Source organism: Streptomyces flavidovirens DSM 40150, from assembly GCF_000429085.1.
GTDB lineage: Bacteria > Actinomycetota > Actinomycetes > Streptomycetales > Streptomycetaceae > Streptomyces > Streptomyces flavidovirens.
The window spans coordinates 1-24949 of sequence record NZ_AUBE01000011.1 but is presented as its reverse complement, the minus strand read 5'-3'; the positions used below and the strand labels follow the sequence as shown (position 1 = coordinate 24949).

21 protein-coding genes are annotated in these 24949 nt (G+C 67.3%); 11 read left to right on the top strand and 10 right to left on the bottom strand.

The genetic code is table 11. The features are described from left to right. Nucleotides 1-26 precede the first annotated feature (26 nt). Entirely contained in the window at nt 27-1058 is a 1032-nt protein-coding gene (gene glpX, locus G412_RS0116610) for a class II fructose-bisphosphatase (protein WP_028813072.1), read from the bottom strand. 171 nt (nt 1059-1229) lie between these two features. Between glpX and G412_RS0116605 the strand changes: the two genes are divergently transcribed. Then, entirely contained in the window at nt 1230-1745 is a 516-nt protein-coding gene (locus G412_RS0116605) for a DUF4245 domain-containing protein (protein WP_208857898.1), read from the top strand. Nucleotides 1746-1846: 101 nt separating this feature from the next. On the opposite strand, the gene G412_RS0116600 is transcribed toward G412_RS0116605, so the two are convergent. The 4 genes from G412_RS0116600 to G412_RS0116585 form a co-directional block, all read right to left on the bottom strand. After that, nucleotides 1847-2437, bottom strand: coding sequence for a malonic semialdehyde reductase (locus tag G412_RS0116600; protein ID WP_028813070.1), 591 nt, complete (start codon nt 2435-2437; stop codon nt 1847-1849). A 176-nt stretch (nt 2438-2613) separates the two neighbouring features. Next, entirely contained in the window at nt 2614-2826 is a 213-nt protein-coding gene (locus tag G412_RS0116595) for an exodeoxyribonuclease VII small subunit (protein ID WP_028813069.1), read from the bottom strand. Nucleotides 2827-2892: 66 nt separating this feature from the next. Beyond that, on the bottom strand, nt 2893-4101 hold the full coding sequence (gene xseA / locus G412_RS0116590) for an exodeoxyribonuclease VII large subunit (protein WP_028813068.1): 1209 nt from the start codon (nt 4099-4101) through the stop codon (nt 2893-2895). A 9-nt stretch (nt 4102-4110) separates the two neighbouring features. After that, complete coding sequence (locus G412_RS0116585) at nt 4111-5484, bottom strand: APC family permease (protein ID WP_028813067.1); 1374 nt, start codon at nt 5482-5484, stop codon at nt 4111-4113. An 88-nt stretch (nt 5485-5572) separates the two neighbouring features. On the opposite strand from G412_RS0116585, the gene G412_RS0116580 reads away from it, so the two are divergent. Both G412_RS0116580 and ppgK read left to right on the top strand, forming a co-directional pair. Beyond that, complete coding sequence (locus G412_RS0116580) at nt 5573-6562, top strand: 4-hydroxy-3-methylbut-2-enyl diphosphate reductase (RefSeq protein ID WP_078607057.1); 990 nt, start codon at nt 5573-5575, stop codon at nt 6560-6562. A 42-nt stretch (nt 6563-6604) separates the two neighbouring features. Further along, nucleotides 6605-7348, top strand: a complete 744-nt coding sequence (gene ppgK / locus G412_RS0116575; protein ID WP_028813065.1) for a polyphosphate--glucose phosphotransferase — start codon at nt 6605-6607, stop codon at nt 7346-7348. A 22-nt stretch (nt 7349-7370) separates the two neighbouring features. On the opposite strand, the gene G412_RS0116570 is transcribed toward ppgK, so the two are convergent. Then, complete coding sequence (locus G412_RS0116570; protein WP_078607055.1) at nt 7371-7964, bottom strand: DUF6542 domain-containing protein; 594 nt, start codon at nt 7962-7964, stop codon at nt 7371-7373. A gap of 286 nt (nt 7965-8250) precedes the next feature. On the opposite strand from G412_RS0116570, the gene ychF reads away from it, so the two are divergent. Continuing rightward, the gene (ychF, locus tag G412_RS0116565) at nt 8251-9339 is read left to right on the top strand and encodes a redox-regulated ATPase YchF (protein ID WP_028813063.1); all 1089 of its coding nucleotides are present in this window, start codon (nt 8251-8253) and stop codon (nt 9337-9339) included. A 385-nt stretch (nt 9340-9724) separates the two neighbouring features. Here ychF and G412_RS0116560 read toward each other — a convergent pair whose 3' ends face one another. Then, the gene (locus G412_RS0116560) at nt 9725-11428 is read right to left on the bottom strand and encodes a TIGR04141 family sporadically distributed protein (protein ID WP_028813062.1); all 1704 of its coding nucleotides are present in this window, start codon (nt 11426-11428) and stop codon (nt 9725-9727) included. A 325-nt stretch (nt 11429-11753) separates the two neighbouring features. Here G412_RS0116560 and G412_RS0116555 point away from each other — a divergent pair, with 325 nt between their 5' ends. The 7 genes from G412_RS0116555 (at nt 11754) to G412_RS40925 (ending at nt 23191) form a co-directional block, all read left to right on the top strand. Further along, nucleotides 11754-13895 carry an N-6 DNA methylase gene (locus G412_RS0116555; protein ID WP_028813061.1) on the top strand — a complete coding sequence of 714 codons (2142 nt, stop codon included), beginning with the start codon at nt 11754-11756 and terminating at the stop codon, nt 13893-13895. A gap of 24 nt (nt 13896-13919) precedes the next feature. Continuing rightward, nucleotides 13920-15542 carry a class I SAM-dependent DNA methyltransferase gene (locus G412_RS0116550; RefSeq protein WP_028813060.1) on the top strand — a complete coding sequence of 541 codons (1623 nt, stop codon included), beginning with the start codon at nt 13920-13922 and terminating at the stop codon, nt 15540-15542. After that, a complete protein-coding gene (locus tag G412_RS34755) occupies nt 15535-16827 on the top strand; it encodes a restriction endonuclease subunit S (RefSeq protein WP_078607053.1) in 1293 nt (430 codons plus the stop codon). Before G412_RS0116550 ends, G412_RS34755 begins: the two co-directional genes overlap by 8 nt. Next, complete coding sequence (locus G412_RS0116540) at nt 16824-20138, top strand: type I restriction endonuclease subunit R (RefSeq protein ID WP_028813059.1); 3315 nt, start codon at nt 16824-16826, stop codon at nt 20136-20138. Before G412_RS34755 ends, G412_RS0116540 begins: the two co-directional genes overlap by 4 nt. A 259-nt stretch (nt 20139-20397) precedes the next feature. Further along, nucleotides 20398-20583 carry a hypothetical protein gene (locus tag G412_RS0116535; protein WP_028813058.1) on the top strand — a complete coding sequence of 62 codons (186 nt, stop codon included), beginning with the start codon at nt 20398-20400 and terminating at the stop codon, nt 20581-20583. Next, nucleotides 20565-21992 (top strand): N-6 DNA methylase, encoded by a 1428-nt coding sequence (locus G412_RS0116530; RefSeq protein ID WP_244283044.1) that lies wholly within the window; start codon nt 20565-20567, stop codon nt 21990-21992. Before G412_RS0116535 ends, G412_RS0116530 begins: the two co-directional genes overlap by 19 nt. Continuing rightward, nucleotides 21989-23191: a restriction endonuclease subunit S domain-containing protein gene (locus tag G412_RS40925; protein ID WP_244283043.1), complete on the top strand. Its 1203-nt coding sequence runs from the start codon at nt 21989-21991 to the stop codon at nt 23189-23191. The genes G412_RS0116530 and G412_RS40925 overlap by 4 nt, the downstream gene beginning before the upstream one ends. 630 nt (nt 23192-23821) lie before the next feature. Here the strand turns inward: G412_RS40925 and G412_RS0116520 are convergent. The 3 genes from G412_RS0116520 to G412_RS38110 form a co-directional block, all read right to left on the bottom strand. Beyond that, the gene (locus G412_RS0116520; RefSeq protein ID WP_028813055.1) at nt 23822-24085 is read right to left on the bottom strand and encodes a type II toxin-antitoxin system RelE family toxin; all 264 of its coding nucleotides are present in this window, start codon (nt 24083-24085) and stop codon (nt 23822-23824) included. Then, on the bottom strand, nt 24078-24347 hold the full coding sequence (locus tag G412_RS0116515) for a type II toxin-antitoxin system Phd/YefM family antitoxin (protein WP_019434848.1): 270 nt from the start codon (nt 24345-24347) through the stop codon (nt 24078-24080). Before G412_RS0116515 ends, G412_RS0116520 begins: the two co-directional genes overlap by 8 nt. A gap of 270 nt (nt 24348-24617) precedes the next feature. Further along, nucleotides 24618-24949 (bottom strand): transposase (locus tag G412_RS38110; RefSeq protein ID WP_208857896.1); only part of this gene is annotated, 332 nt, incomplete at its 5' end.

The following is a 24949-nucleotide window of genomic DNA, read 5'->3' as shown; positions in this document are numbered from 1 at the left end:
CGTGGCCCCTGGGGCCGCCGCTGTCTCTACTTCGCGCGGTCGAAGTCGATGGCGCTGTAGGCGCGCAGCTTCGAGAGGCGGTGTGTCGAGTCGATCTGGCGGATCGTGCCCGACTTGGAGCGCATCACCAGCGACTGCGTGGTGGCGGTCTCCGAGCGGTAGCGGACGCCGCGCAGCAGCTCGCCGTCCGTGATGCCGGTGGCGACGAAGAACACGTTCTCGCCGCTGACCAGGTCGTTCGTGTGCAGTACGCGGTCCAGGTCGTGACCCGCGTCGAGAGCCTTCTGACGCTCGGCCTCGTCCTTCGGCCACAGCTTGCCCTGGATCGTGCCGCCGAGGCACTTAATCGCGCAGGCCGAGATGATGCCCTCGGGCGTACCGCCGATGCCCATGAGCAGGTCGACGCCGGTGCCTTCGCGCACCGCCATGACCGAGCCCGCGACGTCACCGTCCGAGATGAACTTGATACGGGCGCCCGTCTCGCGGATCTCCTTGACGATGCCCTCGTGACGGGGGCGGTCGAGGATCATCACGGTGACGTCTTCGGGCGTCGAGTGCTTGGCCTTGGCGACCCGGCGGATGTTGACCGAGACGGGGGCGTTGATGTCGACGAAGTCGGCGGCCTCGGGGCCGGTGACCAGTTTCTCCATGTAGAAGACCGCGGACGGGTCGAACATGGTGCCGCGGTCGGCGGCGGCGAGCACGGCGATGGCGTTCGGCATGCCCTTGGCGTTGAGCGTGGTGCCGTCGATCGGGTCGACGGCGATGTCGACCTCGGCGCCGGTGCCGTCGCCCACGCGCTCCCCGTTGAAGAGCATCGGGGCTTCGTCCTTCTCGCCCTCACCGATGACGACGATGCCGTTCATCGATACGGTCGAGACGAGGGTCCGCATGGCCTTCACCGCTGCGCCGTCCGCGCCGATCTTGTCGCCGCGGCCGACCCACCGCCCGGCGGCCATGGCGGCGGCCTCGGTGACCCGGACGAGCTCCAGGGCCAGGTTGCGGTCGGGGGCCTCGGGCGAGACCTCGAGCTGAGACGGAAGATGGTGCTCGGTCATCGGAGCGCACCTTTCTGTACGGCGACGGCCGGAGTGTAGAGGGTGGTGCCGACTCTATCGGTACGTCGACAAAATGAGCAGAGGGGGGCACGTATGAGCGGCATATCGGGATGAGATGCCCCTCGCGCGGGCCTCGGTGCGGCATGGGGGACGATGGGGGGCGTGGCAGGTATGAAAGGCAAGCAGACGGTCCGGGACATGATGCTGTCGATGGCGGCGATCGGTGTCGTCGTCGCGGGGATCTACACGCTGATCCCGCACGACGACTCGGCTGACCCGGTCAAGCCGGTCGACTACCGGGTCGAGCTCATCACGGCGCGGCGGGCGGCGCCGTACCCGGTGGCGGCCCCGGTGGGGCTCCCGGAGACCTGGAGGCCGACATCGGTCTCGTACGACCGGGAGGGCGGCGACGCCTGGCATCTGGGCTTCCTCGATCCGGAGCGGGAGTACGTCGCGGTCGAGCAGTCGAGCGGACCCGCGGAGAAGTTCGTCCACAAGGTCAGCCAGAAGGCGACGAAGACCGGGAAGACCCTGCGCGTCGGCGGGGAGAGCTGGCAGCGCTGGGAGGGCCCGAAGTACGACGCGTTGGTGCGCGAGGAAAAGGGCGCGACGACGGTGATCACGGGCACGGCGTCGCAGAAGCGGCTGACGGAGATGGCCGAGGCGCTCGAAGCGAAGAAGTCCTGATGACGTGATGCGCGTACGACGAAGCCGCCGCACCCCTCGGGGTCGCGGCGGCTTCGTCGTACGTGATCAGGCGGTGGCGGTGGCGGTGTCGCGTCGCAGGATCAGACGGTGGTGATGACCTCGTCGTAGGACAGGCGCGGCGAGCGCGGGAACCACGCGTCCTCGCCCGGCTTGCCGATGTTGACGACCATCAGCGGGGTGTGGTCGTCGTCCAGGAACTCCTTCTGGATGCCGGCGAAGTCGAAGCCGGTCATCGGGCCCGCGGCCAGACCGGCGGCGCGGACGCCGACGATGAAGTACGCGGCCTGAAGGGCGGCGTTCAGGCCGGCCGCCGCCTCACGGGCCGGGCGCTCCGAGAAGAACATGTCCTTGGCCTGCGGGAAGTGCGGGAGCAGGGCCGGGAGCTCCTCGTGGAACTCGTTGTCGGCGGCGAGGATCGCGACCAGCGGGGCGGCGGCGGTCTTCGGCCGGTTGCCCTCGGCCATGTGCGTGACGAGGCGCTCGCGGGCCTCGGGGGAGCGGACCAGGACGACGCGCAGCGGCGACTGGTTGAACGCGGTCGGGCCGAACTTGACCAGGTCGTAAATCGCCTGGACCTGCTCCTCGGTCACCGGCTCGTCGGTGAACGTGTTCGCGGTGCGGGCCTCGCGGAAGAGGAGGTCCTGGGCGGCGGGGTCAAGTGCGAGAGACATGCGGCTTACCTTCCGGACGTGCAGGGGGATCAGGCTGTGACCTCACCGTAAGCGAAAGTAGGTTAAGTTTCAACTAAAACCGGTGCGCAGTGATCCGCCTCACAGCGGACGCACTCGTACCCCGCGCCGCAGGGGCCCGCGCCGCCCCGACCCGCACGGCCCCCGCCGCCCCGCCGTCAGCTCTCCTCGGCGAGCGAAGCGTCCAGGCGGGCCCTGGCCCCGTCCAGCCACCGTCGGCAGACCTTCGCCAGCTCCTCGCCGCGCTCCCAGAGCGCGAGCGACTCCTCCAGCGTCGTACCGCCCGCTTCCAGGCGCCGTACGACGTCGATCAGCTCGTCCCGCGCCTGTTCGTACCCGAGTGTCGTCGCTGCTTCGTCCGTCTCTGCCATGTGATCCACCTTAGGTATGAGCTGTGAAAAGACCGCGGCCGGGCGAAGCCGCGACCGGCGGCGGTGTCACTCCGCGACCCGCACTGCGAACTCGCCCTCCGCCACCCGCGCCCGCAGCTCGTCACCGGCCGTGACCTCCTGCGGTGAGCGGACCACCGCACCGTCGTTCCGCTGCAGCACCGCGTAGCCGCGCTCCAGGGTGGCCGCCGGGGACAGCGCCACCACCCGCGCCCGGGTGTGCGACAGCTCCGAGTCAGCGCGGTCCAGCAGATGCCCCAGCGTGCGCCGGCTGCGCGCCACCAGGGCGTCGACCTCCGCCTCGCGGTCCTCCACCATCCGGTGCGGCCGTTCCATCACCGGCCTGGCCAGCGCGTGCGCGAGCCCCCGCTCCTCGCGGTCCAGCAGGCCCCGTACGGTCCGCAGCGCCCGGTCGCGCAGGAGCTGGACGCGGTCCAGTTCCTCGCCGACGTCCGGCACGACCTTCTTCGCCGCGTCCGTCGGCGTCGACGCCCTCAGGTCCGCCACCAGGTCGAGCAGCGGCGAGTCCGGCTCGTGCCCGATCGCCGACACGACCGGCGTACGGCACCCGAACACGGTCCGTACGAGCTGCTCGTCCGAGAACGGCAGCAGATCCTCGACGCTGCCACCGCCCCGCGCCACGATGATCACGTCGACGTCCGGCAGCTCGTCCAGCTCCTTGACCGCCTGGACCACCTGCGCCACCGCGCTCACGCCCTGCACCGCCACGTTCCGCACCTCGAAGCGGACCGCCGGCCAGCGCCGGCGCGCGTTCTCCAGGACATCGCGCTCGGCCGCCGACGCCCGGCCCGTCACCAGACCGATGCGCTGCGGCAGAAACGGCAGCGGCCGCTTGCGGTCGAGCGCGAACAGCCCCTCGCCCGCCAGCGACTTCTTCAACCGCTCCAGCCTCGCCAGCAGTTCGCCGATGCCCACCGGCTTTATCTCCGTCGCCCGCAGCGACAGCTGCCCGCGCGGCGCGTACCACTCGGGCTTCGCGCGTACCACGACCCGCGCGCCCTCCGCCACCACGTCCGCGATGGGGTCGAAGACCTGCCGGAAGCACGTCACGCCCACCGAGATGTCGTGCGACGGGTCACGCAGCGTCAGGAAGACGACCCCGGCGCCGGGCCTGCGCGAGATCTGCGTGATCTGTCCCTCCACCCACACCGCGCCGAGCCGGTCGATCCACCCGCCGATGAGGCGCGAGACCTGACCGACCGGCAGCGGGGCGTCCGCGGACGTATTCAGAGCCATGTACGAAGGCTAGCCGCCGGCACTGACACCGGGACCGGTCCGACGCCCCCGCTGCACGGCCACCACGATCAGCCCCACCACCAGCCACACCGCCCCCACGGCCTGAGCCGTCCCCGACGCCTCCACGATCACCGCGACCGCGACGGCCGCCCCCAGCACCGGCAGCAGCACGTGCCGCCACCACACCGGCGGCCCCTCCATCCGCCGTACGCCGAACCAGCTCACCACCGACACGTGCAGCAGCACGAACGCCGTCAGCGCCCCGATGTCGACCACCGACACCAGATGGTCGAGACCGTCGTCGCGCCGCGACGCCCACACCGCCGCCACCAGCGTCACCACGGCCGCCAGCCCCAGCGCGATCCGCGGAACGCCCGAAGCGGCGTCGACCTTCGCCAGGACGCGCGGCAGCCGCCGCTCCCTGGCCATCGCGAACAGCAGCCGCCCGGCCGCCGCCTGCCCCGCCAGCGCCGCGAACGCCGCGCCGATCGCCTTGCTCACCGCCACCAGATCACCCAGCCAGGTCCCGATCGACGTATCCAGCGCGTCGTAGAAGGCGGTCCCCTGCTTCCCCGGCTCTGCGGCGAGCTCCGCAGCCGACACCGGCTGGAGCAGCGCCGCCAGATATGTCTGCGTCACGAACAGCACCCCCGCGAGCCCTAGGCAGAACAGCACCGCCCGAGCCACCTTCGCCGATCCGCCCGTCACCTCCTCCGCGAACGACGCGATCGCGTCGAACCCGAGATACGACAGCACGGCCACCGAAACCGCGCCCACCACCGCCGCCGGCGAGAAGCCGCCGATGGAACCATCACCGGACAGTGGCGAGAGCCAGCCGCGCCGCGCCCCGTCCTGCACGAGCACCACGACGGCGGCCACCACGAACACCAGCAGCACCACGATCTCCATGGCCAGCACCGCGAAGCCGACGCGCGCGGCCGTCCGTACGCCCCACATGTTCAGCCCGGTCGTCACCACCACCGCGAGCGCCGTCCACACCCACTGCGAAACGGCCGGCACGAGCGCGTGCATCGCGATCCCGGAGAAGAGATACGCGACCGCCGGGATCAGAACGTAGTCCAGCATCGCCATCCACCCGGCGATGAATCCGGGACCCTCGCCGAGCGCCTTGCGGGCGTACGCGAAGACGGAACCCGCCTGGGGGACGACCCGCACCATTTGGGCGTAGCTGAACGCGGTGAACGCCATCGCGACCGTCGCGACGACATAGACGAGCGCCACCGCGCCGTGCGACTTGGCGTCGAGCGTCCCGAAGATGCCGACGGGCGCCATGGGGGCGATGAAGAGCAGCCCGTAGACGACGAGATCCCGGAATCCCAGACTGCGCCGCAGCCCCGCCGTCTTGCTCCCGGTCACGGTCATCGCGCCTCCGTACGGTAGATCCGGGCGACCAGTCTTGATCACAGAGGCGACCCGAGGCGACCTCTGGCGCCCGTGGCGCGGCCTTACGATGGTGAACATGACTGCTACCGCCGCCCGCCGTGTCCTTCTCGCCGCTCCCCGTGGCTACTGCGCGGGCGTGGACCGTGCCGTGATCGCCGTGGAGAAGGCCCTGGAGCAGTACGGGGCGCCGATCTACGTCCGGCACGAGATCGTCCACAACAAGTACGTCGTACAGACCCTGGAGAAGAAGGGCGCGATCTTCGTCGACGTGACGGCGGAGGTCCCCGAGGGCTCGATCGTCATGTTCTCCGCGCACGGCGTCGCGCCGACCGTGCACCAGGAGGCCGCCGAGCGGAAGCTCGCGACGATCGACGCGACCTGCCCGCTGGTCACCAAGGTTCACAAGGAAGCGGTCCGTTTCGCCAAGGAGGACTACGACATCCTCCTGATCGGCCACGAGGGCCACGAGGAAGTCATCGGCACGTCCGGCGAGGCCCCCGACCACATCACCCTGGTCGACGGCCCCGAAGACGTCGCCAACGTCTCCGTACGCGACGAGTCGAAGGTCGTCTGGCTCTCCCAGACCACGCTGTCGGTCGACGAGACGATGGAGACGGTCGACGCTTTGAAGCAGAAGTTCCCCAACCTGCTCTCCCCGCCCAGCGACGACATCTGCTACGCCACGCAGAACCGTCAGATCGCGGTGAAGAAGCTGGCCGAGGACGCGCAGCTCGTCATCGTCGTGGGCTCCAAGAACTCCTCCAACTCGATCCGCATGGTCGAGGTCGCCCTCGACGCGGGCGCCCCCGCAGCGCACCTGGTGGACTTCGCCGACGAGATCGACGAGGCCTGGCTGGAAGGCGTCACCACGGTCGGCCTCACCTCCGGTGCCTCGGTCCCGGACGTCCTGGTCGACGGCGTACTGGAGTGGCTGGCCGAGCGCGGCTACGGCGACGTGGAGACCGTGAAGACCGCCGACGAGTCGATCACCTTCTCGCTGCCCAAGGAGCTACGCCGCGACCTGCGCGCCGAAGCGGCCCGCCTCTCGGGAAAGTGACTTTCAGCGACGCTGTCAGCGGCACACCGTAACGTTGGGTCCATGAACGTGTTCGGAGTGGACATCGGCGGATCCGGCATCAAGGGCGCTCCCGTGAACCTGGAGCGCGGCGAACTGACGGAACCGCGGCACAAGGTACTGACCCCGCATCCGGCGACGCCCGACGACGTGGCCGGGTGCGTGCAGGAGGTCGTCAGCCATTTCGGCTGGAGCGGCCCGGTCGGCATCACCTTCCCCGGTGTGGTCACGGGAGGCATTACCCGTACCGCCGCGAACGTCGACAAGGGCTGGATCGACGTCGATGCGCGCGCCCTGCTCGGTGACCGCCTGGGCCTGCCGGTCACCGTCCTCAACGACGCCGACGCGGCGGGCGTCGCCGAAATGACGTTCGGCGCGGGCACGGGCCGCAAGGGCACGGTCTTCCTGCTGACGTTCGGTACGGGCATCGGCAGCGCACTCTTCATCGACGGCACACTCGTCCCCAACACCGAGCTGGGCCACCTGGAGCTGAACGGCCACGACGCGGAGAAGCACGCCTCCACGAAGGCCAAGGAGGACGAGGACCTGAGCTGGCAGCACTGGGCGCACCGGGTGCAGAAGTACCTGGCGCACGTCGAGATGCTGTTCTCGCCAGAGCTCTTCATCATCGGCGGCGGGGTGAGCCGCAAGGCGGACAAGTTCCTGCCCCTGATCGAAGGCATCCGCGCGGAGATCGTCCCGGCGCAGCTCCAGAACAACGCGGGCATCGTGGGCGCGGCGATGGCGGCGGCCGCCACCGGCCCCTAGCGCCGCGCCGCTTTTCGCTCCATTACTCCACCGGGTCCGGGGCTGTGCGCCGGGCGGCGCGCTGGGCGGCGGCCTGAGCGGCTGCCTGGGCCGCCCGCCGCCGCGCCATCAGCCGCACCTTGCGTACGGTCGCGATGAGCCCGGCGACGAGCGTGCCGCCGTACAGCCAGCCCGCGTGCACGGCGAGCGCCGTGACCACCGCCATGATCCGGCTGCCGAAGCCGCTCGCGCCCCCGGCGATCGGCACCAGGCCGACGGCGAAGGCGATGGGTACGGCGATCGGCGCCGTGACCAGGTCGGCGGGCCGCACCCACAGTGCGGTCAGGGCGCTGACCGGCAGGAACAGCAGCCCATACACGATGGGTGAACCGCCGAACAGCAGCCGGTCGAGCGCGCCGAGCACGAGCATCACGGCGGCGGCGAACAGCCCGCTGCCGAGCCCGGTCAGTCGCGGATTGGGCAGCCGCCGCAGGGCCAGGACGACGGGCGGCACGGGACGTGCCGGTCTCGCCGCCACCCGGTAGACGGCGGCGGCGTCGGCGGACCCGCCCGAGGGGAGCAGGGGGGTCTGCGACCGCTGCTGGGGACGAGGGGGACGTGCCCTGTGTTGCTCCACCCGGACAACGTAGGTCGCGGGGAGGCAGGAATGAGGCGCAGGACACGCCCTTTGGCCGACCTTGGCCGTGCGTTCGACGTCACGTGGCCGATACGAGCCCGCCGACACCCTCCGGAAGCCCGCACCGGCCTCCCCTCCCCGCACCCTTCCCGCATCCCTCCCCGCACCCTTCCCCGCACCCCTCCCAGCTCCCCTCCGGATTCCCGTCGTCGACCTCACACCCCCGCCCGTAAACTGGGGGATCGGTCCACTCCCGGGCCAGTCCTCACTCCAGGAAGTCGCCAACGTGTCGCTCACGATCGGAATCGTCGGCCTGCCGAATGTCGGCAAGTCGACCCTGTTCAACGCCCTGACCAAGAACGACGTGCTGGCGGCCAACTACCCGTTCGCCACCATCGAGCCGAACGTCGGCGTGGTCGGCGTCCCCGACCCCCGCCTGGCCAAGCTCGCCGAGATCTTCAACTCCCAGAAGGTCCTCCCCGCCACAGTCGACTTCGTCGACATCGCAGGCATCGTCCGCGGCGCCTCGGAGGGCGAGGGCCTGGGCAACAAGTTCCTGGCGAACATCCGCGAGTCCGACGCGATCTGCCAGGTCATCCGCGCCTTCAAGGACGAGAACGTCGTACACGTCGACGGCAAGGTCTCGCCGAAGGACGACATCGAGACGATCAACACCGAGCTGATCCTCGCGGACCTCCAGTCGGTCGAGAAGGCGGTCCCGCGCCTGACGAAGGAGTCCCGCCTCCAGAAGGAGAAGGTCGCGGTCCTGGCGGCGGTGGAGGAAGCCCAGAAGATCCTGGAAGCCGGCACCACCCTCTTCGCCGCCGGCATCACCGCCGGCACGGAGAAGGGCCGGCTCCTCCACGAGCTCCACCTCCTCACCACCAAGCCCTTCCTCTACGTCTTCAACGTCGACGAGGACGAGCTGGTCGACGAGGACTTCAAGAACGAGCAGCGCGCTCTCGTCGACCCCGCCGAGGCGATCTTCCTCAACGCGAAGATCGAGTCCGAGCTGATCGAGCTCGACGACGACGAGGCCCTGGAACTGCTCCAGTCCATGGGCCAGGAGGAGCCGGGCCTGGCCACCCTCGGCCGCGTCGGCTTCGACACCCTGGGCCTCCAGACCTACCTGACGGCAGGTCCGAAGGAGACCCGCGCCTGGACCATCAAGAAGGGCGCGACGGCCCCCGAGGCGGCCGGTGTGATCCACACCGACTTCCAGAAGGGCTTCATCAAGGCCGAGGTCATCTCCTTCGCCGACCTGGTCGAGACGGGCTCGGTCGCCGAGGCCCGCGCAAAGGGCAAGGCCCGCATGGAGGGCAAGGACTACGTCATGCAGGACGGCGACGTGGTGGAGTTCCGCTTCAACGTCTAGCAGGCGACATGGCACGGTGTCACTGATCTGGCAAACATGCAGGTCAGAAGGGGTCCACCTCTCCGGGGGTGGGCCCCTAGCTTTTTCCCGTGCTGGGATGGTGCTGGGATAGCTGACCCCTCGTCACCTGTCGTCATCTCTGGTCATCCGTGCCGTGCTGGGATTGTGCTGGGATGAAGATGAGCCGCCCGTGCTGGGATGGGCCTGGGGCAGATGGGATATCCGTGCTGTGTAGATCTGGCACGAAACTTGGCTCGCCTACCTGTGCTGCCCTGCCCCAGGAATCTCCTCGGGACAGGGCAGCTTGTTGGCCGGATGGGCGTGACCGACTGAGCTAGAGGTCAACGTGCACCGGATGTGAAAGAGCATCTGTTGCGCCGGGCGGCTACGCGGCGGCTGCGACGCTGGCGTTCTCACCACCCGGAGCGGCGTCAATGCCTACGACCTCCAGAGCCACACCCTTCACGGCCAGCGCCTTGGCGGTCTGGGCGAGGGTGATGAGCGAGAAGGGGAACAGGGACTCGGGGGTCAAGCGAGTGCCCTTCTTGAGAAGCACGCCGAGGATGACGCGCTTGGGCATGAAGTCTTCCGGGATGGTGTGCTTGCCTTCGCTGCGCTTGATGACGAGCTGGGCGAACTGCTGGCGAACGGCGGCCGATTCCTGGAGCAGTTCGACGGCCACCCGAGCCTGGGCGAAGAGATGGCTGAGGGGCCCGGATCCTTGTGCCCGCTTGACCATGACCATCGTGTCATCCGGCGCCAGGAGGTCGCAGAGTTCGACCTGATTGGTGGCCTTGAAGGGGTTCTTCACGTTCTTGCGATCCAGGCAGACCCACTTGTCCCGGCCCTCAGCGGCGAGCTTGTTGTAGTCGCCTTCGTCCATGCTGAGTTCCCAGGGCGGGAGGTCATGCGACGGCCGGGTGGTGAAGAGGGCCGCGACGGTGGCGCGGACGGCATCCAAGTAGTCGGTTCCCAACTCGTACCATTCACCGTCCAGAAGGCAGAACCGCCGCGCGCCGAGGGAGACCTCGGCTTCGACCCACCGCAGCGCGTTCGTGACGCCCTGGACTTCGAGTGCCGCTGCCAGAGACGAGGGCCGTGCTGAAGAATGGCGAAGGAGCGTGACGGTTCCCTGACGCAGGGCTTCCAGGCGGTGGCCGACCCGCTGGATGCGGGCCCGGTCGAGGAGGTAGTCGAGACTGAACTCGTCCGACTCGAATGCTCCGCGGCTCGCGATCCGGGTCTGATAGATGCTCGCGGCCTCGAAGTCCTCCAGGTGGTCCGCCGGCACGGTGGCTGTGATCCGCCCCTCTCCTGCGGGCTGGCCAAGAAGTTCGTCCAACTGCTGGTCGAGTGCATTAATGGTGTCCCGGTCCTGGACCGGCATGACCTGCTCGACGAATTCGAGGTCCGGCTGGGGAACCCGGTCGCGGCAGGCGTGGGCGATCGCGCGAATGTCGGAGATGAGGTCGTACGGCTCAATACCCAGGGGGAGGCGCAGTCCGGTGCCGCCGTCGGCGGCGCACACGTCGCCACGGCCATTGCGGGCCCGGGTGAGTTCGATGCCGTCGAGGTACCCGCCCAGGCGCCGCACGATCCGGGCATGGTCGCGGACGCCGAGGGAGGGTACCGAGGTGCCGCCGGGCACGATGGCGATATCGGTCCTGGCCTGCCCCAGAGTGTTGGAGACGAGGCCGCGGACGTGCAAGGGGTCGATCTGGCGGATCGCGAAGGACAGACCGAACCTCTGGTCCTTGAGGTGCTGAGGGATCAACCGGTAACCCTGGTCACGGCCGATGGCGTACACGGTCTCATCGACGGCGAGCAGCAGCAGCGCTGCTGTACGCCGCACTGCCTCGCTGACCTGTACCCCCGTGGTGCGCGCCAGCTCCCCGCACCATTCGGCCTCGCCCAGCTCCAGCCCGGCGGTGACGACCAGCGCCGGGGTGCCCATCCACGTGTCGGCCATGTGGATGTCGGCCTCGAGCCGCGTGAGCTGTTCGTGGTCAAGGGACTCGAACATCGCTTCCAGCGTCGGGGCGACGCCGCGGAGCCGGTACAGGGTGCGCTTAGAAGTGCTGGGAGCCAAGGCTTCCTCCACGGCGAGGGGAGCGCGTGCTGCGCGATGGGTGGGTAACACGTGACGGGGGGCCTTACGGGTTGTGCGGGGACCGGCGGAGCTAGGCCGGTAACGGTGGTGATGGCCGCGTCCCGATGAGACCGGGGGTGTGACGCATCCAAAGTGACAGCAAGAGCCATCAACGTGGATGCAGAAGTCTGATAACCCTGGTTATCAGTGGCTCGTATTTGCCCCGACGCGATCAGCGATAATCTTCAGAAGGCTGGCTGAGGCGCTGCGTCGCCAGAATTCCGCACGAGCAGCGAGATCTGTCACGGGAAGGAGATGAGCCCGTATGTCCACTGAGCACGATGCGACGCCGTCCATCCTGCCCGAGCCGATGCCTTGGCGGATCAGTTACGCCGAAATCGGCGCCTTGGCCCAGGTCAAGCGTCCCGTCGTGACCACGTGGGCACGACGCCACCAAGATTTTCCTCGCCCTGTGCACCATGACGGAACCCGGCCGCTGTTCGACGGTCGCAAGGTCCTTGACTGGCTCCTCGCCACTGGCCGGGGCAACGCGGACGCCCGCCAGCTGCGTGCCGAACTTGCCCTGCACACGCTCGCCGCATGGGGTGAACGACTTCCGGGCACGGCTCTTGTCGACACTCTGACCTCGCTGGTCTGCCTGCGCCGTCACGACGACCAGCCACTCGCCGCCGACGGGTGGCCGGAGCTGGTCGCGCGGGCCCGGTACTTCGACGAGGAGGACGCGTTCTTCCTGCGCGAGATCGAGGCGGCTGCCCAAGTGGGGAAGAGTCTCGACGGCCTCAAGGCTGTGGCCGACGAACTGGTCGAGACCGCGTACTCGCCGGCCGAACCGTTCGCCTGGATCCTCGACGCGCGCCGCCGCCTGGGCGCCCATCACCTGGCGGAGGATTCCGTCACCCCGGCCATGGCCCAGTGCGTCGCCCGGCTCTCCGGTATCGAGGAGATGGCGGAGGGTCGGGTCATCGGTATCCCTTACGTGCGGACCGGCGACCTCCTGACGGCCCTGCGTGACAAGGACGTCACCGACACAGGGCACCTCTACCAGGCTTGTGACCCGGACCCGTCCCTGGTGCGCCTGGTCCGGCGCCGGGCCTTGGTCCACGACATCGCGGAGTTCGAACTCGATATCCGCGAGGGCGACGAGCTGCCCACCGAAGCCTTCGACGCGCCTGACCTCATTGCTGCTGTACTCCCTTATGAAGCGGGCGAGGACCGGGACCCGCTGGTTGCGCTGGAGCGCATAGAGGCTCTGACGGACCTCCTCGCGGATGGCCGCATGGCGGTGGTCCTCGGCCCCGCTGATGCCCTCGCCCAGGCACTGCCCCCGCGAGGTGAGGCGGACCGGTTGCGCCGCTCTCTGCTCACCTCCGGTCTGGTCAAGGCTGTCGTCAACCTCCCCGGCGGGGTCATGCCCTACCGCCCCGCCTACCGCACCGCCCTGTGGGTGGTGCACCGCACCCCGCACGAGCAGCGGCGAGGCCGCGTCCTCCTCATCGACCTTTCCGCGCAGGACCTCACCCACCGCACCCTCGATGTGCTGTGCGAGGACGTCCACATCTGGCGCACGGCCAACTGGGACGACGACGGCCGCCACGAACCCCGGCACGGCGTCATCCTGCCGGTACAGGTTCTGGCTGACCGGCCGGGTATCGCCTTTACCCCCCAACACCGTTCCCACGCCAGCCGCTATACCAGCGCAGTGATCGACCGCCCCGCCCGGATCTCGGAGCTCGAAGTACGTCTGAGCCGGCTCACCGATGCCGCGCACCGCCAGCACGACCAACGCCCGGAACTACGCACCAACGCGGCTCTCCGTCCCACCGACCGGCCCATACGGCGCACCACGGTCACCCGTCTCGTCAAGGAGCGCCGCCTGCGCAAACTGCCGGGCCACCGCATCGACGCCGAGCACCTACGACGTGAGGGCCGTTACGATGTCCTCACTCCTGCCGAGATCACCGGCACCGCCCCAGTCGGCGCGCACCGCATCGACCGTGCGGTGCTGATGAAGGCGTACGAGCACGCGCAGTTCACCGAACCTGGCGACGTGGTCATCACCGTCACCCCCCGCTTCGGGGCCTACGTCGACGAGGAGGGCCTTTCCGTCGTCGCGTATCCCGCCCGTGTCCTACGCGTCCGCTGCGACGCCGAACGACCGCTCCGCCCGCGCGTGTTGGCCGTCCTGCTCCGCGCGGCGGCGGCCGAACACCGCCGCGCCAGTGGAGCTGTGCGAGCCGCCCGGCGCATCGAGGACATGGCCATTCCGGACCTAGAACCCGATGAAGTCGCCCGCTGTGACGCCCTGCTCGTCGAGATCGCCCAGCGCGCTGCACTTCTACGTGAACAGGCCGCGGTGCTAGATGACTTGAGTCGTCTGACGGCCGCCGGCCTCACCGACGGCACCCTCACGATCCTCGCCCCCGACTTTCCGAGCCACACACTCTGACACCTCGAAGGAGCCCCGCACCTCATGCCTCTCGGTAAGAAGAAGCCCGCCCCGCAAGGGGAGTTGTTCTCCGCGTCCACGACCAAGGAGATCCAGGACATCCTCTGGAAGGCCGCCGACAAACTGCGCGGCTCCATGGACGCCGCTCAATACAAGGAGTTCGTCCTCGGCCTGATCTTCCTCAAGTACATCTCGGACGCCTTCGACGAGCGCCGTGAAGCCCTTGCCAAGGAGCTCGCGGACGAGGGAATCGAGGAGGAGCGTCAGGCCGAACTCCTGGAAGACAAGGACGAGTACACCGGCGAACACGTCTTCTGGGTTCCCGAGACCGCCCGCTGGGGCTGGATCGCGGCGAACGCCAAGGCCAAGGGCGTCGGCGTCCTCCTCAACGAGGCCATGGACGCGATCATGCGCGAGAATCCCTCGCTCACCGGTGTCCTCCCCAAGATCTTCAACAGCGACAACGTCGACCAGAAGCGCCTGGCCGAACTCGTCGACCTCATTAGCGACGCCCGCTTCGGCGGCAGTGGCGACAAGCCCGCCCAGGACGTTCTCGGCGAGGTGTACGAGTACTTCCTCGGCAACTTCGCCCGCGCGGAGGGCAAGCGAGGTGGCGAGTTCTACACGCCGCGGTCCGTCGTCCAGCTCCTGGTGGAGGTCCTGGAGCCGTACGAGGGCCGGGTGTACGACCCGGCGTGCGGCTCGGGCGGCATGTTCGTCCAGGCCGGCAAGTTCATCGAGGCGCACCGGGGCCGCGACCACAAGTCCGACATCGCGGTGTACGGCCAGGAACTCAACGAACGCACCTGGCGCCTGGCCAAGATGAACCTCGCCATCCACGGCATCGATGGCAACCTCGCCGCCCGCTGGGGCGACACCTTCGCCGAGGACAAGCACCCGGACCTCAAGGCCGACTACGTCATGGCCAACCCGCCCTTCAACATCAAGGACTGGGCGCGCAAGGAGTCCGACCCGCGCTGGAAGTACGGCGTCCCCCCGAAGAACAACGCCAACTACGCCTGGCTCCAGCACATCGTCGGCAAGCTTGGCGAGAACGGCTCCGCCGGCGTCGTCCTCGCCAACGGCTCGATGAGTAGCCAGCAGAGCGGCGAGGGCGAGATCCGCAAGGCGCTGGTCGAAGCGGACCTTGTGGCGTGCATGGTGGCGCTGCCGTCGCAGTTGTTCCGGACGACGCAGATCCCGGCGTGCGTGTGGTTCCTGTCGCGCAACAAGTCGCCCCAGGGCGTGAAGCGCCTGGACGACCGGCGTGGGGAGATCCTCTTCATCGACGCGCGTGCGATGGGGGAGATGGTCGACCGCACAGAACGCATCCTTACGGAAGCCGATCTCGCGAAGATCGCGGGCACGTACCACGCGTGGCGCGGCACGAAGTCGGCGCGCGACGAAGGGCTTTCGTACGCGGACGAGCCTGGGTTCTGCTTCACCGCTGACCTGAAGACGGTCCGGGAGCACGGGTATGTGCTGACGCCGGGTCGGTACGTGGGCGCCGTCGAGGCAGAGGAAGAAGACGCGGAGGCGGTCGCGGAAAAGATCGCACGGCTGACAGGGGAGCTGTACGAACTCTTCGACAAGAGCGATGAGCTGACGAAGACGGTCCGCGAGCAGCTGGGGGCACTCGATGGCTAGGACGACGACGAGGACCGGTGGTCGTGCAGCAACAGCCGGTGTGATCCCTGGTAAAGGTGCTCTAAGCGTAGGCCACCCGGGTACGCCGGCAGCACCTGGATTCCAGTGGACCTTGCTTTCGGAAGTGGCTCGCCTGGAAAGCGGGCACACGCCGAGTCGACGGCATCCCGAATACTGGGACGGGGATATCCCGTGGATTGGTATTCGAGATGCCACAGGCAACCATGGGCGCATTATCACCTCGACTCAGCAATGGGTTACCCAAGCTGGCCTGGACAACTCGTCCGCCCGCTTGTTGCCTGCCGGGACGGTCTGCTTGTCTCGGACCGCTTCCGTTGGGTATGTCGTCACGATGGGTGTTCCCATGGCAACCAGCCAGGACTTTATTAACTGGGTCTGTGGGCCGAAACTTTCTTCGCGATACCTGCACTATATTTTGCTCATGGAGCAGGAGTCGGTGAGGCGTTTCGCGCACGGGACAACGCATCAGACGGTCTATTTCCCTGAAGCCAAAGCTTTTCATGTATGCCTGCCTGAGCGGTCGGAGCAGGATGCGATTGCCGCGGTGCTCGGGGCGCTGGACGACAAGATCGCCGTCAATGAGCGCATCGCGGCCACTTACGAAGCGTTGCTCCGCTTGGGTTTCGCCGAGTTGGGGATGGCTGACGAGCCTGACGATGCACTGGCCATTCCTCTGACGGATCTGATCACCTTCAACCCCAAGCTGGCAAAGCCCAGTGCGGAAGAGCCGATATATGTCGACATGGCCGCCCTTCAAACGAACCGAGCTGGTATTCCTGCCTGGAGTCGACGCGCTCCGAAGTCTGGGCCGCGATTCATGAACGGCGACACTCTTCTGGCACGCATCACGCCGTGCCTGGAGAACGGGAAGACTGGCTACGTCGACTTCATGAGTGAGGGAGAGATTGGGCTCGGATCCACTGAGTTCATCGTGATGCGCTCCCGGCCGGGAGTTCCCAGCGAGTTGAGCTACTTCATGGCACGTGATGCACGGTTCCGGGCTCACGCCATTCGCAACATGGTTGGCACATCGGGGCGCCAGCGTGTCAGTGCGGCAGATGCTTCCAACTATTTGGTGAATAAGCCCGACCCAATTGCGCTCAGAAATTTCGGGCGGCAGGCATCATCGGCCTTCGCGCACATGGAGTCCCTGGAGACCCAGTCCCGCACCCTCGCCGCCCTCCGCGACACCCTTCTCCCCCAACTCATGTCCGGCCGGCTCCGCGTCAAAGACGCCGAGAAGATCGTGGAGGACCAGGTATGACGAACGACCGTCACCACAACCGCGCCGACACGGCCAGCACGTACGACGCCCACGTCGTCGAGAACCTGCCGAGCGGCAACTGCCGCCCTTTGGAAGCCGACTGGGAGCACCTCGCCCTCGACGAGCTCCTCGAGCTCGACTGGCCGAAGGCCGAGGGCAATGAGCTCGCCCCCGGCTCGGGCCACCGTACCTCCTGGGATGACCTGGTCCTCTACACCGACCTCCGCGACGCGATCGAGCGCCTGAACCCCGACCTGCCCCCGGACGCCGTCCGCGACGCCCTCGCCACCGCCGCGACCCCCGCCTCTCAGGACGCGTACGAGGAGAACCGGACCGCGCACGGCTTCCTGACCGCCGGCATCCGGTCCGTCACCTACACCGACTCCTTCGGCGCGGAACACAATCCCACCGTCCGCGTCATCGACCTCGTCGACCCCGACGCGAACACCTACCGTGCTGTCCGCCAGGTCACCGTCATCGATGGTGAGAAGAACCGCCGCTTCGACCTCGTCCTGTACGTCAACGGCCTCCCCCTCGCCGTGATCGAGCTGAAGCGCGCCGGTGACGAGAGCGCCACCCTTGAAGGTGCGCACGCGCAGATCAGCCGGTACGTGGAGGAGTTCCCGACGGCGTTCCGCTACAACGCGCTCGTGTTGCTGTCCGATGGGATAACCGCCAAGTACGGCACCCCGTTCACGCCGTACGAGCACTTCGCCCCGTGGAACACCGACGAGTTCGGCGCCCGCGTGGACCCCCTCCGGGGCGAGGGCATCGTCGACTCGGCTCAGAATCTCGCCCTGCACGGCCTGTTCACGCAGCCGCGCTTCCTCTCCCTGATCGAAAGCTTCATCAACTTCGTACCGTCGAAGAGGATGAAGCGCATCGCCAAGCCGCACCAGTACTTCGCCGTCACTCGCGCCGCCGACAAGGTACGGCAGGCCGCGGCCAGTGACGGCAAGGCAGGCGTGGTCTGGCACACACAGGGCTCGGGCAAGTCCGAGGAGATGGTGCTTACCAGCAACCTCGTCTCCCGCGACCCGGCGCTGCACAACCCGACCATCGTCGTCATCACCGACCGGAACGACCTCGACGACCAGCTGTATGGCACCTTCCTGGAGAGCGAGGTGCTGCCGGAGAAACCCCAACAGGTTCTCACTCGCGCCCAGTTGCGCGAGGAGCTGGCCGCCAGGCGCACAGGTGGCATCCTCTTCACGACCCTGCAGAAGTTCGGCAAGACCAAGGAGGAGAAGGAGTCGGGCAACGATCACCCGCTGCTCTCCGACCGACGCAACATCATCGTCATCGTCGACGAAGCCCACCGCAGCCACTACGACAATCTCGACGGCTACGCCCGCCACCTGCGCGACGCGCTCCCGCACGCGACCCTGCTCGCGTTCACCGGAACCCCGATCTCCGAGTCCGACCGCGACACCCGTGAGGTCTTCGGCGACTACATCGACGTATACGACCTGAAGCGGGCCGCCGACGACGGCGCGACCGTGAAGGTCTACCACGAGAGCCGTGTGGTGCAGCTCGTCCTCGACCGGGACGTCGATCCGACGGTCATTGACGAGGAAGCCGACCGGATCACGGACGGTCTCGACGACTCTGAGCGCTCCCGCATCGAGCAGGCCGTGGCCACCATGAACGCCCTATACGGTGCTCCGGCCCGGATAAGGGACCTCACCCGGGACCTGGTCGAGCACTGGGAGGCGCGGCGCACGCGGATGCAGCCGTTCGTCGGGGTCTCCGAGAGCGGTGGCGCGCCCGGCAAGGCGATGATCGTGTGTGCCACCCGCGACATCTGCGTCAAGGTCTACGACGAACTGCGCGCGCTGCGCCCCGAGTGGCACAGCGACGACATCGACAAGGGCGCGATGAAGATCGTGTTCTCGTCCAACACCCGTCAGGACGCCGAGCACCTCAAGGCCCACGCCCTACGCGACGGCCAGCGCAAGGCCGTCATCAACCGGGCCAAGGACCCCGACGACGAGCTGGAGCTGCTCATCGTCCACAGCATGCTCCTGACCGGATTTGATGCACCGCCGATCCACACCATGTACCTGGACCGGCCCCTGAAGGGCGCCAACCTGATGCAGGCCCTGGCCCGCGTCAACCGTCGCTACCGGATGAAGGAGGACGGCCTCCTCGTCGGTTACGCCCCGCTCACCGAGAACCTGCAGCGGGCCATCGCCGAGTACTCCGAGTCAGACCAGAAGGACCGTACCCTCGGCCAGGACATCGACCGGGCCCTGGAGGAACTGCGCAACGAGTACGACATCCTCGACCAGATGCTCCACGGCTGGGACTGGCGCGAGCGGCTCGCCCGGCCCATCCGGACGGCGTTCATCGACGCCGCCCTGGGCACCGCAAACTACCTGCGCAGTCCGCAGACTCCGGGCAACAACCCCGAGGAGCTCGACAACCCGGAGGAGACTCTCGCCCGCCGCTTCCGTAACCACGCACATCGCCTTGAACGCTTCTTCGCGCTCGCCGGCTCGTCCGCGGATATCGGAGCGTGCTTCGAGGACCAGCCCCACTGGAAGCGGGACATCCAGTTCTTCGTCGAGGTCCGGGCGTATATGGCGAAGCTCGACGCCATGGAACGCGAGGCGCGGGGTCTGCCGATTGCCCGCGACGTACAGCTGTACCTCGCCCAGCTGACTTCCGCGGTCGTCGAGACGGGAGGCGTGACGGACCTCTTCGCCGAAGCCGGCCTGGAGACCGCGGACTTGACCCACCTCAACGACGCACTTGTCGCCAAGTTGCAGGGCAGCGAGACCCCGCACTTGGCTGCTGAGGCCCTGCGTCGCCTCGTCGAACAGAAGATGCGCGAGGTCACCCGGCACAACATCGTCCGTCAGACGGCGTTCTCCGACCGGCTCCAGGACCTGATGGTGCGCTACATGCGTCAGCAGCTCACCAGTGCCGAAATCATTGCCAAGCTGGTTGAGATGGCCAAGGAGATCGCGAACGACGCCAGGCGAGGCGTACAGTTCACCCCCGCCCTCGACAACAACGAGCTTGCCTTCTACGACGCTGTGGCTGACCTCGGCAGCGCCCGCGAGCTCATGGGCGACGAGACCCTCGCGGAGATCGCCCGCGAACTCGTCGTGCAGATCCGACAGCAGCTCAAGCCAGACTGGATCTCCCGTGAACCTGTCCGTGCCAAACTCCGCACCACGATCAAGCGCCTTCTCGCCCGCCGCGGTTACCCGCCGAAGCAGGCCCCGGCAGCCATCGAGCTTGTGCTGAAGCAGATGGAACACTTCGCCAACGAGTGGTCCACGGACGGGCCTGCTGCCAGCTGATTCGAACTCCCCCGCTCGTCGCCGGGTTCTCGCTGTCTGCGGGCCCCAGCGGCGGGAGCGGGTCCGAAACCGTCTGGCCCCACAGCGAGCATGCCGTTTTCGCCAGGATGGCGATGGCCGTGTTGAGCCTGGGCGCCGTCGTCCCTACCTCTCGGAGAAACAAACTCTCGTGCTGCGAGACGTGGGGTGCGCCCGGCCACTACGTTCGTGTCCGCGGAACATTCCGCCGAACTGTTGGGACACGTAAGGGAGTTGCAGCATGCCGCACAGAGCGCTGCTGTTGGCAGTGGTCATCCTGGCGTCCACCGTAGTGGGTCTCGTCGCCGGCATCCTCGAGTACGCGAGCGCGGGCAAGGTTGTTACGGCCGTCAAGTATGGCGGTGGAGCCTGTGGGGCGGCCGTGCTGATCGGTCTGGCCACCGCTACTTGGCTGATGTCGTCGTGACACCGGGGGAGCGGGAGAGAGGCCAGGGGCAGCTGACGTATCGCCGGGTGCTCGGCGCGCTTGATCGGCTGCGGCGTGCGTCGGATGCCGATACGGCGTACCGGCTGGCGTTTCAGGTGGTGTATCTCCAGTGCAAGTTCGGGGCTGGAGCAGGTGGGGTGAGGGGGACGGACAAGCGGTGGTGGAGCGACGCTACCCCCCGGCCCAAGTCCGTGGGGGAGGCGCTGAGCGCTGTTTGGTCGCGCACCCATGTTGCCCGCGAATACCGACTCCCCGCGTATCGCGACGAAGGTGTGAGCCGCCCCTTCGCGCAGACGGACGCGGCTCTCGAAGAGCTGGTCACGGAAGTGGGTCGGTTGGAGACGGCCGAGTATCTGCTCGATGTGTTGCTGGACTTGTATTCCACGCGCTATGCGCGAGGCGGCGACTATTTCACGCCGGATACTGTGGCGTACCTTTTCGCGGGGCTGGCCGCGCCCCGAGCCGGGGAGATGGTGCGGGACCCGGCGTGCGGTTCGGGGCGACTCTTGCGCGCCGCCGCCTTCCGGGCCCAGGCACAAGGGGCCGAATTGCACTTGTCCGGGGCAGATATTCGGCCCTTGGCGCGCTATGCCGCAGCCGTGAACCTGGCACTGCACGGATTCCGCGCTGACCTCGCCGGTGACGGCACTGACACTCTTCGGGCAGGGCTTCCGCAGGAACGGACCGACGTGATCATCACCAACCCCACTGTGAACATGCGGGATTGGGGCCACGGTGAGTTGCAGAGCGATGCACGGTGGGACCTGGGCGTGCCACGGCCTGGCAACGCGAACTTCGCCTGGATCCAGCACGTCCTGGCCGATCTCGCACCGCACGGACGGGCGGTCATCCTGCTCTCCTCGGCGGCGGCGCACAGCAGCAGCAGTTCGGATGGGCTGATCCGCCAGAGGTTGCTGGAAAACGGGCTGGTCGCAGGCATCGTCGACTTGCCGTCGTGGCCGTTAGCACACACCAGAACGAGCACAGCGTTGTGGCTGCTGGCGAAAGGGGCGCGGCCCAACGGCGATCGAGTCCTGTTCGCAGATGCGGGAGAACTGCCGACGTGGAGGGACGGCGCGCGGCGCGGGTTCGACACCGCGCAGGCTGAGCGCCTTTTCCGGATGTTCAGGGCGTGGCAGGGGGAACAGAGTCCTGTAGGCGAGGACGCGCCCGACTCAGTGCCTTGGTGCCGTGCGGCAAGCCTTGAGGAAATTGCCCGGGCGGGCTTTGATCTGAGGCCTGCGCGCTACCTACAGCAGCGAAACAACGTGACATCGAATTCCGGGACGGACAGCCGGATCCGGAAGCGTCAGCTGTACGAGGCCATGGACCGTAGTGCCGCTGCCCGGCATCGAGTCCGCGGCGTACTGGAAGGCAGGCATGAATGACCAGAGAGCTGGAGAGCCTTCCCCCGTCGTGGCCCGTTGTTGAGCTGGGCGAATTCCCCGGCGTCGAGCACATCGCGTACGGCATCACGCGCCCGCGAAAGTCTCCCTATGGAGTTCCCATGATCGGCGCCAAAGAGATCATCGGGGGAGTCATCCAGGCCCAGGCGCCCACGTACGTCGATCCGGAGGTAGCCAGACGTCACCCACGCAGCATGCTCAGAGCGGGGGATCTCCTCGTCGTGGCTGTAGGCCGTGTGGGGGAGACGGCGGTGGCGACGGAGGAACATCAAGGGTGGAACGTCGCCAGGTCTGTCCTGGTCATCCGCTGGACACCTGAATCCCGGGACCAACAATGGGATCTGTGGCTTCGCTGGTGGCTCAGAACCCAGCAGAGCCGCGACTATCTCACGGTCTCCTCGTCCAACTCCGAGCACGTGACCCTGCCCCTCCAGGCCCTCAGCCGGCTACCCGTACCGGTGCCGCCGCCTTCGGAGCGGGAACGGCTGCTGCGAGCGATCTCCCATGCTGAGCAGCAGCATGCGCTGAGCACCCGGATTGAGGCCTGCGCGACCGAACTTGCCGACACGTACTTCGTCAAGACGCTTGATGACTACGGACGCGGTCCGACTAACGAGCGTGCGGTGGGCGACGTGGGCCGGATTGTGACCGGTGCGGTCCCGTCGCCGCCGAACGGTGAGCAGGTGTCCTATCCGTTCGTGTCCCCCGCGGAAGTCTTGAACAGCAGGTCCGTCTTTCTGGATGCGACAGCTGCGGGCACTGTGGCGCAGCCCGATGCGGTGTGCCCGTCTGGCACTCTTCTGATCGCGCCGCGCCCTGGTGAGGTACGGACTGTTCTGACCGCTGTCCCGGTAGTGGCGGGTCCCCGCACGCTTGCGATCCGTACGGAATCAGATGCTGATCGCATGTGGCTGCTGCACTCACTGCGACACCGGAGCCGGGAGCTGGTGGACATGGCCCAGGGGACGCAGGCCCGAGCTATGCGGCGTAAGGACTTCTCTCGCTACAAGATCCCCTGGCCGGATGTTGCGGTCAGGCAGGAATTCGCCTCGCGTGCCGTTGCTTTGCATGACCTTGCGCGTGCGGCGGGCAAAGAGAGTTGTGTGATGGAAGACCTGGTACTGCACGAGATGTCGCAGGGCGGTTCCCGGCCGATTGATGTGAGCCACGAAGTCCTCTGAGCCGGGCGCTGGTCCGCTTGCGCGGAGTCAGGATTCGGATGTGACGCCTCGAACGCCAGAAGTGCCGCGAGTTGGCGGCCGATAACGGCCCGTTGCGAGCTAACGACGCCACTCGAGCCCTTCATGGTCACAGACTTGGTCGCTCTATCGGCATTTGGCCGTCCTCATCGACGAACCTGTTCCAGTCCTGGCGGTTTGCGCAGTGGGGTCGACTGTCCGGACTTGGCGCCTTTATGGCCCGGAGATTTGCTGACCGCCTGGCCTCTGTGAGCCGCGTATAGCAGACTCGGCAGGGGCGTCGGGGAGCGCCATCATGCTGAACGGATGTGTAGAGAAGTCCCACAAACCTCGGCCCCTGGCTGACTGCTGTTGTGTAGCCTTGGCGGGCCCGAGCCCTCTTGTACTTTGCTGTGAATACCGTGCTGAGATGGTGCTGGGATGTGCCCGCATAACCGCAGGTCAGAGCGGTTGTGGTGGAGTTCCGCTTCAATGTGTGATTAGTTCGTTACTGTACGCGAGGCGATTCCGCAAGCGTGCAGGTCAGAAGGGGTCGACTCCTCTAGGGGGCGACCCCTTCGCCGTCACCGTGCTGGATGGGTGCTGGATATTCTGACGCCGGATCAGCTGTTATCAAGCGTCGTAGACGGTCGAGCGGTGCCCGACGTGCACGACCCACACCACGAGCTCTCCGTTGTCGATCGTGTAGACGACGCGGTAGTCGCCGACCCGCAGGCGACGGCGTTCTGGCTGCGATACGAGCGCCGTGGTGTTGAATCCGAAGGGGTCGCTCTCCAGCTCGGTCAGCTTGGCCAGGATGCGCAGCGCCGTGTCGCGGGGGATCTTGCGAAGCTCGGACTGTGCCTCTGGGTGGAAGACGGTTCGGTACTCACTCACCGCGCGCCAGCGTCTCCCTCATGATGTCCTCGATGGGGATGCCGGGTGCCGGGTTGGCCATGCGCTCATCGATGATCCGGTTGATCTCGCGCTCTTCCCACTCCTGGTACTTGCGCAGCACCTCGATGGAGACGACGGCGGCTACCTCCTTGCCCCGGCGCGTGATCACTGTGGGGACGTCGTCGCGATCGGCGCGCTCCACGACCTCAGCCAGGTGCGCGCGTACATCACGGATGGACTCTATGGGCAGCGGCTGCGTCATGCGCCCAAGGGTACCGAGTGTCTCATGTGTACACAATGCGTCGCTGTGGCGAGGGGACGGGCTTCCTTCGCCGCGGTCGCGCGTGCTGGATGTCCTGGATAAGGCTGCACCGTGCTGGATCGGTGCTGGATATGGGTCCCGGAGACCGCGTTTTCGCAGGTGAGAGCCCTGCGCGGCACGTTCCGCTTCAACGTGTGATCGCCGCATCTTCGCAGTTGGCCGGTCTGTGTTCGCTCAGGGGGGGGGCGGACTTTGATGAGACGCTGTTGGTTAATTCGGCCCCTGTTTCGCCCCGCTGAGTGTCAGCTCAGCGGGGCGAAGTGCTGCGAAGTGGCTGGTGCGGGTGCGGGCTCGGGGTGTTTTAGTGAGGTGGGCATCGATGCGGGCGAGGTTGATGGCGGCGCCGGTCAGCTGGTGCTGGAGGCTTGTCTTCGCGAGACCTCGGTAACGGGATCTTCGCAGGCCACAGCGTTGAACTCCTTGTGAGATGGTGCCTTCGACCCCGGCACGGATCTTGTAACGGTCCTTCCAGGCATCGGTTTGCTGCTCGGCCCGGCTGTGTCGGATGACCTCGTGTTCTTCCTGGGGTCGCAGCATGATCT

What these genes read in the sequence shown, in the direction of transcription:
- G412_RS0116600 (WP_028813070.1), bottom strand. Translation starts at nt 2,437, where the DNA reads ATGTCTCTCGCACTTGACCCCGCCGCCCAGGACCTCCTCTTCCGCGAG.
- G412_RS0116515 (WP_019434848.1), bottom strand. Translation starts at nt 24,347, where the DNA reads ATGACGCAGCCGCTGCCCATAGAGTCCATCCGTGATGTACGCGCGCAC.
- G412_RS40925 (WP_244283043.1), top strand. Translation starts at nt 21,989, where the DNA reads ATGACCAGAGAGCTGGAGAGCCTTCCCCCGTCGTGGCCCGTTGTTGAG.
- xseA (WP_028813068.1), bottom strand. Translation starts at nt 4,101, where the DNA reads ATGGCTCTGAATACGTCCGCGGACGCCCCGCTGCCGGTCGGTCAGGTC.
- glpX (WP_028813072.1), bottom strand. Translation starts at nt 1,058, where the DNA reads ATGACCGAGCACCATCTTCCGTCTCAGCTCGAGGTCTCGCCCGAGGCC.
- G412_RS0116535 (WP_028813058.1), top strand. Translation starts at nt 20,398, where the DNA reads ATGCCGCACAGAGCGCTGCTGTTGGCAGTGGTCATCCTGGCGTCCACC.
- G412_RS0116605 (WP_208857898.1), top strand. Translation starts at nt 1,230, where the DNA reads ATGAAAGGCAAGCAGACGGTCCGGGACATGATGCTGTCGATGGCGGCG.
- G412_RS0116550 (WP_028813060.1), top strand. Translation starts at nt 13,920, where the DNA reads ATGCCTCTCGGTAAGAAGAAGCCCGCCCCGCAAGGGGAGTTGTTCTCC.
- ppgK (WP_028813065.1), top strand. Translation starts at nt 6,605, where the DNA reads ATGAACGTGTTCGGAGTGGACATCGGCGGATCCGGCATCAAGGGCGCT.
- G412_RS0116595 (WP_028813069.1), bottom strand. Translation starts at nt 2,826, where the DNA reads ATGGCAGAGACGGACGAAGCAGCGACGACACTCGGGTACGAACAGGCG.
- G412_RS0116585 (WP_028813067.1), bottom strand. Translation starts at nt 5,484, where the DNA reads ATGACCGTGACCGGGAGCAAGACGGCGGGGCTGCGGCGCAGTCTGGGA.
- G412_RS0116580 (WP_078607057.1), top strand. Translation starts at nt 5,573, where the DNA reads ATGGTGAACATGACTGCTACCGCCGCCCGCCGTGTCCTTCTCGCCGCT.
- G412_RS0116540 (WP_028813059.1), top strand. Translation starts at nt 16,824, where the DNA reads ATGACGAACGACCGTCACCACAACCGCGCCGACACGGCCAGCACGTAC.
- G412_RS0116555 (WP_028813061.1), top strand. Translation starts at nt 11,754, where the DNA reads ATGTCCACTGAGCACGATGCGACGCCGTCCATCCTGCCCGAGCCGATG.
- G412_RS34755 (WP_078607053.1), top strand. Translation starts at nt 15,535, where the DNA reads ATGGCTAGGACGACGACGAGGACCGGTGGTCGTGCAGCAACAGCCGGT.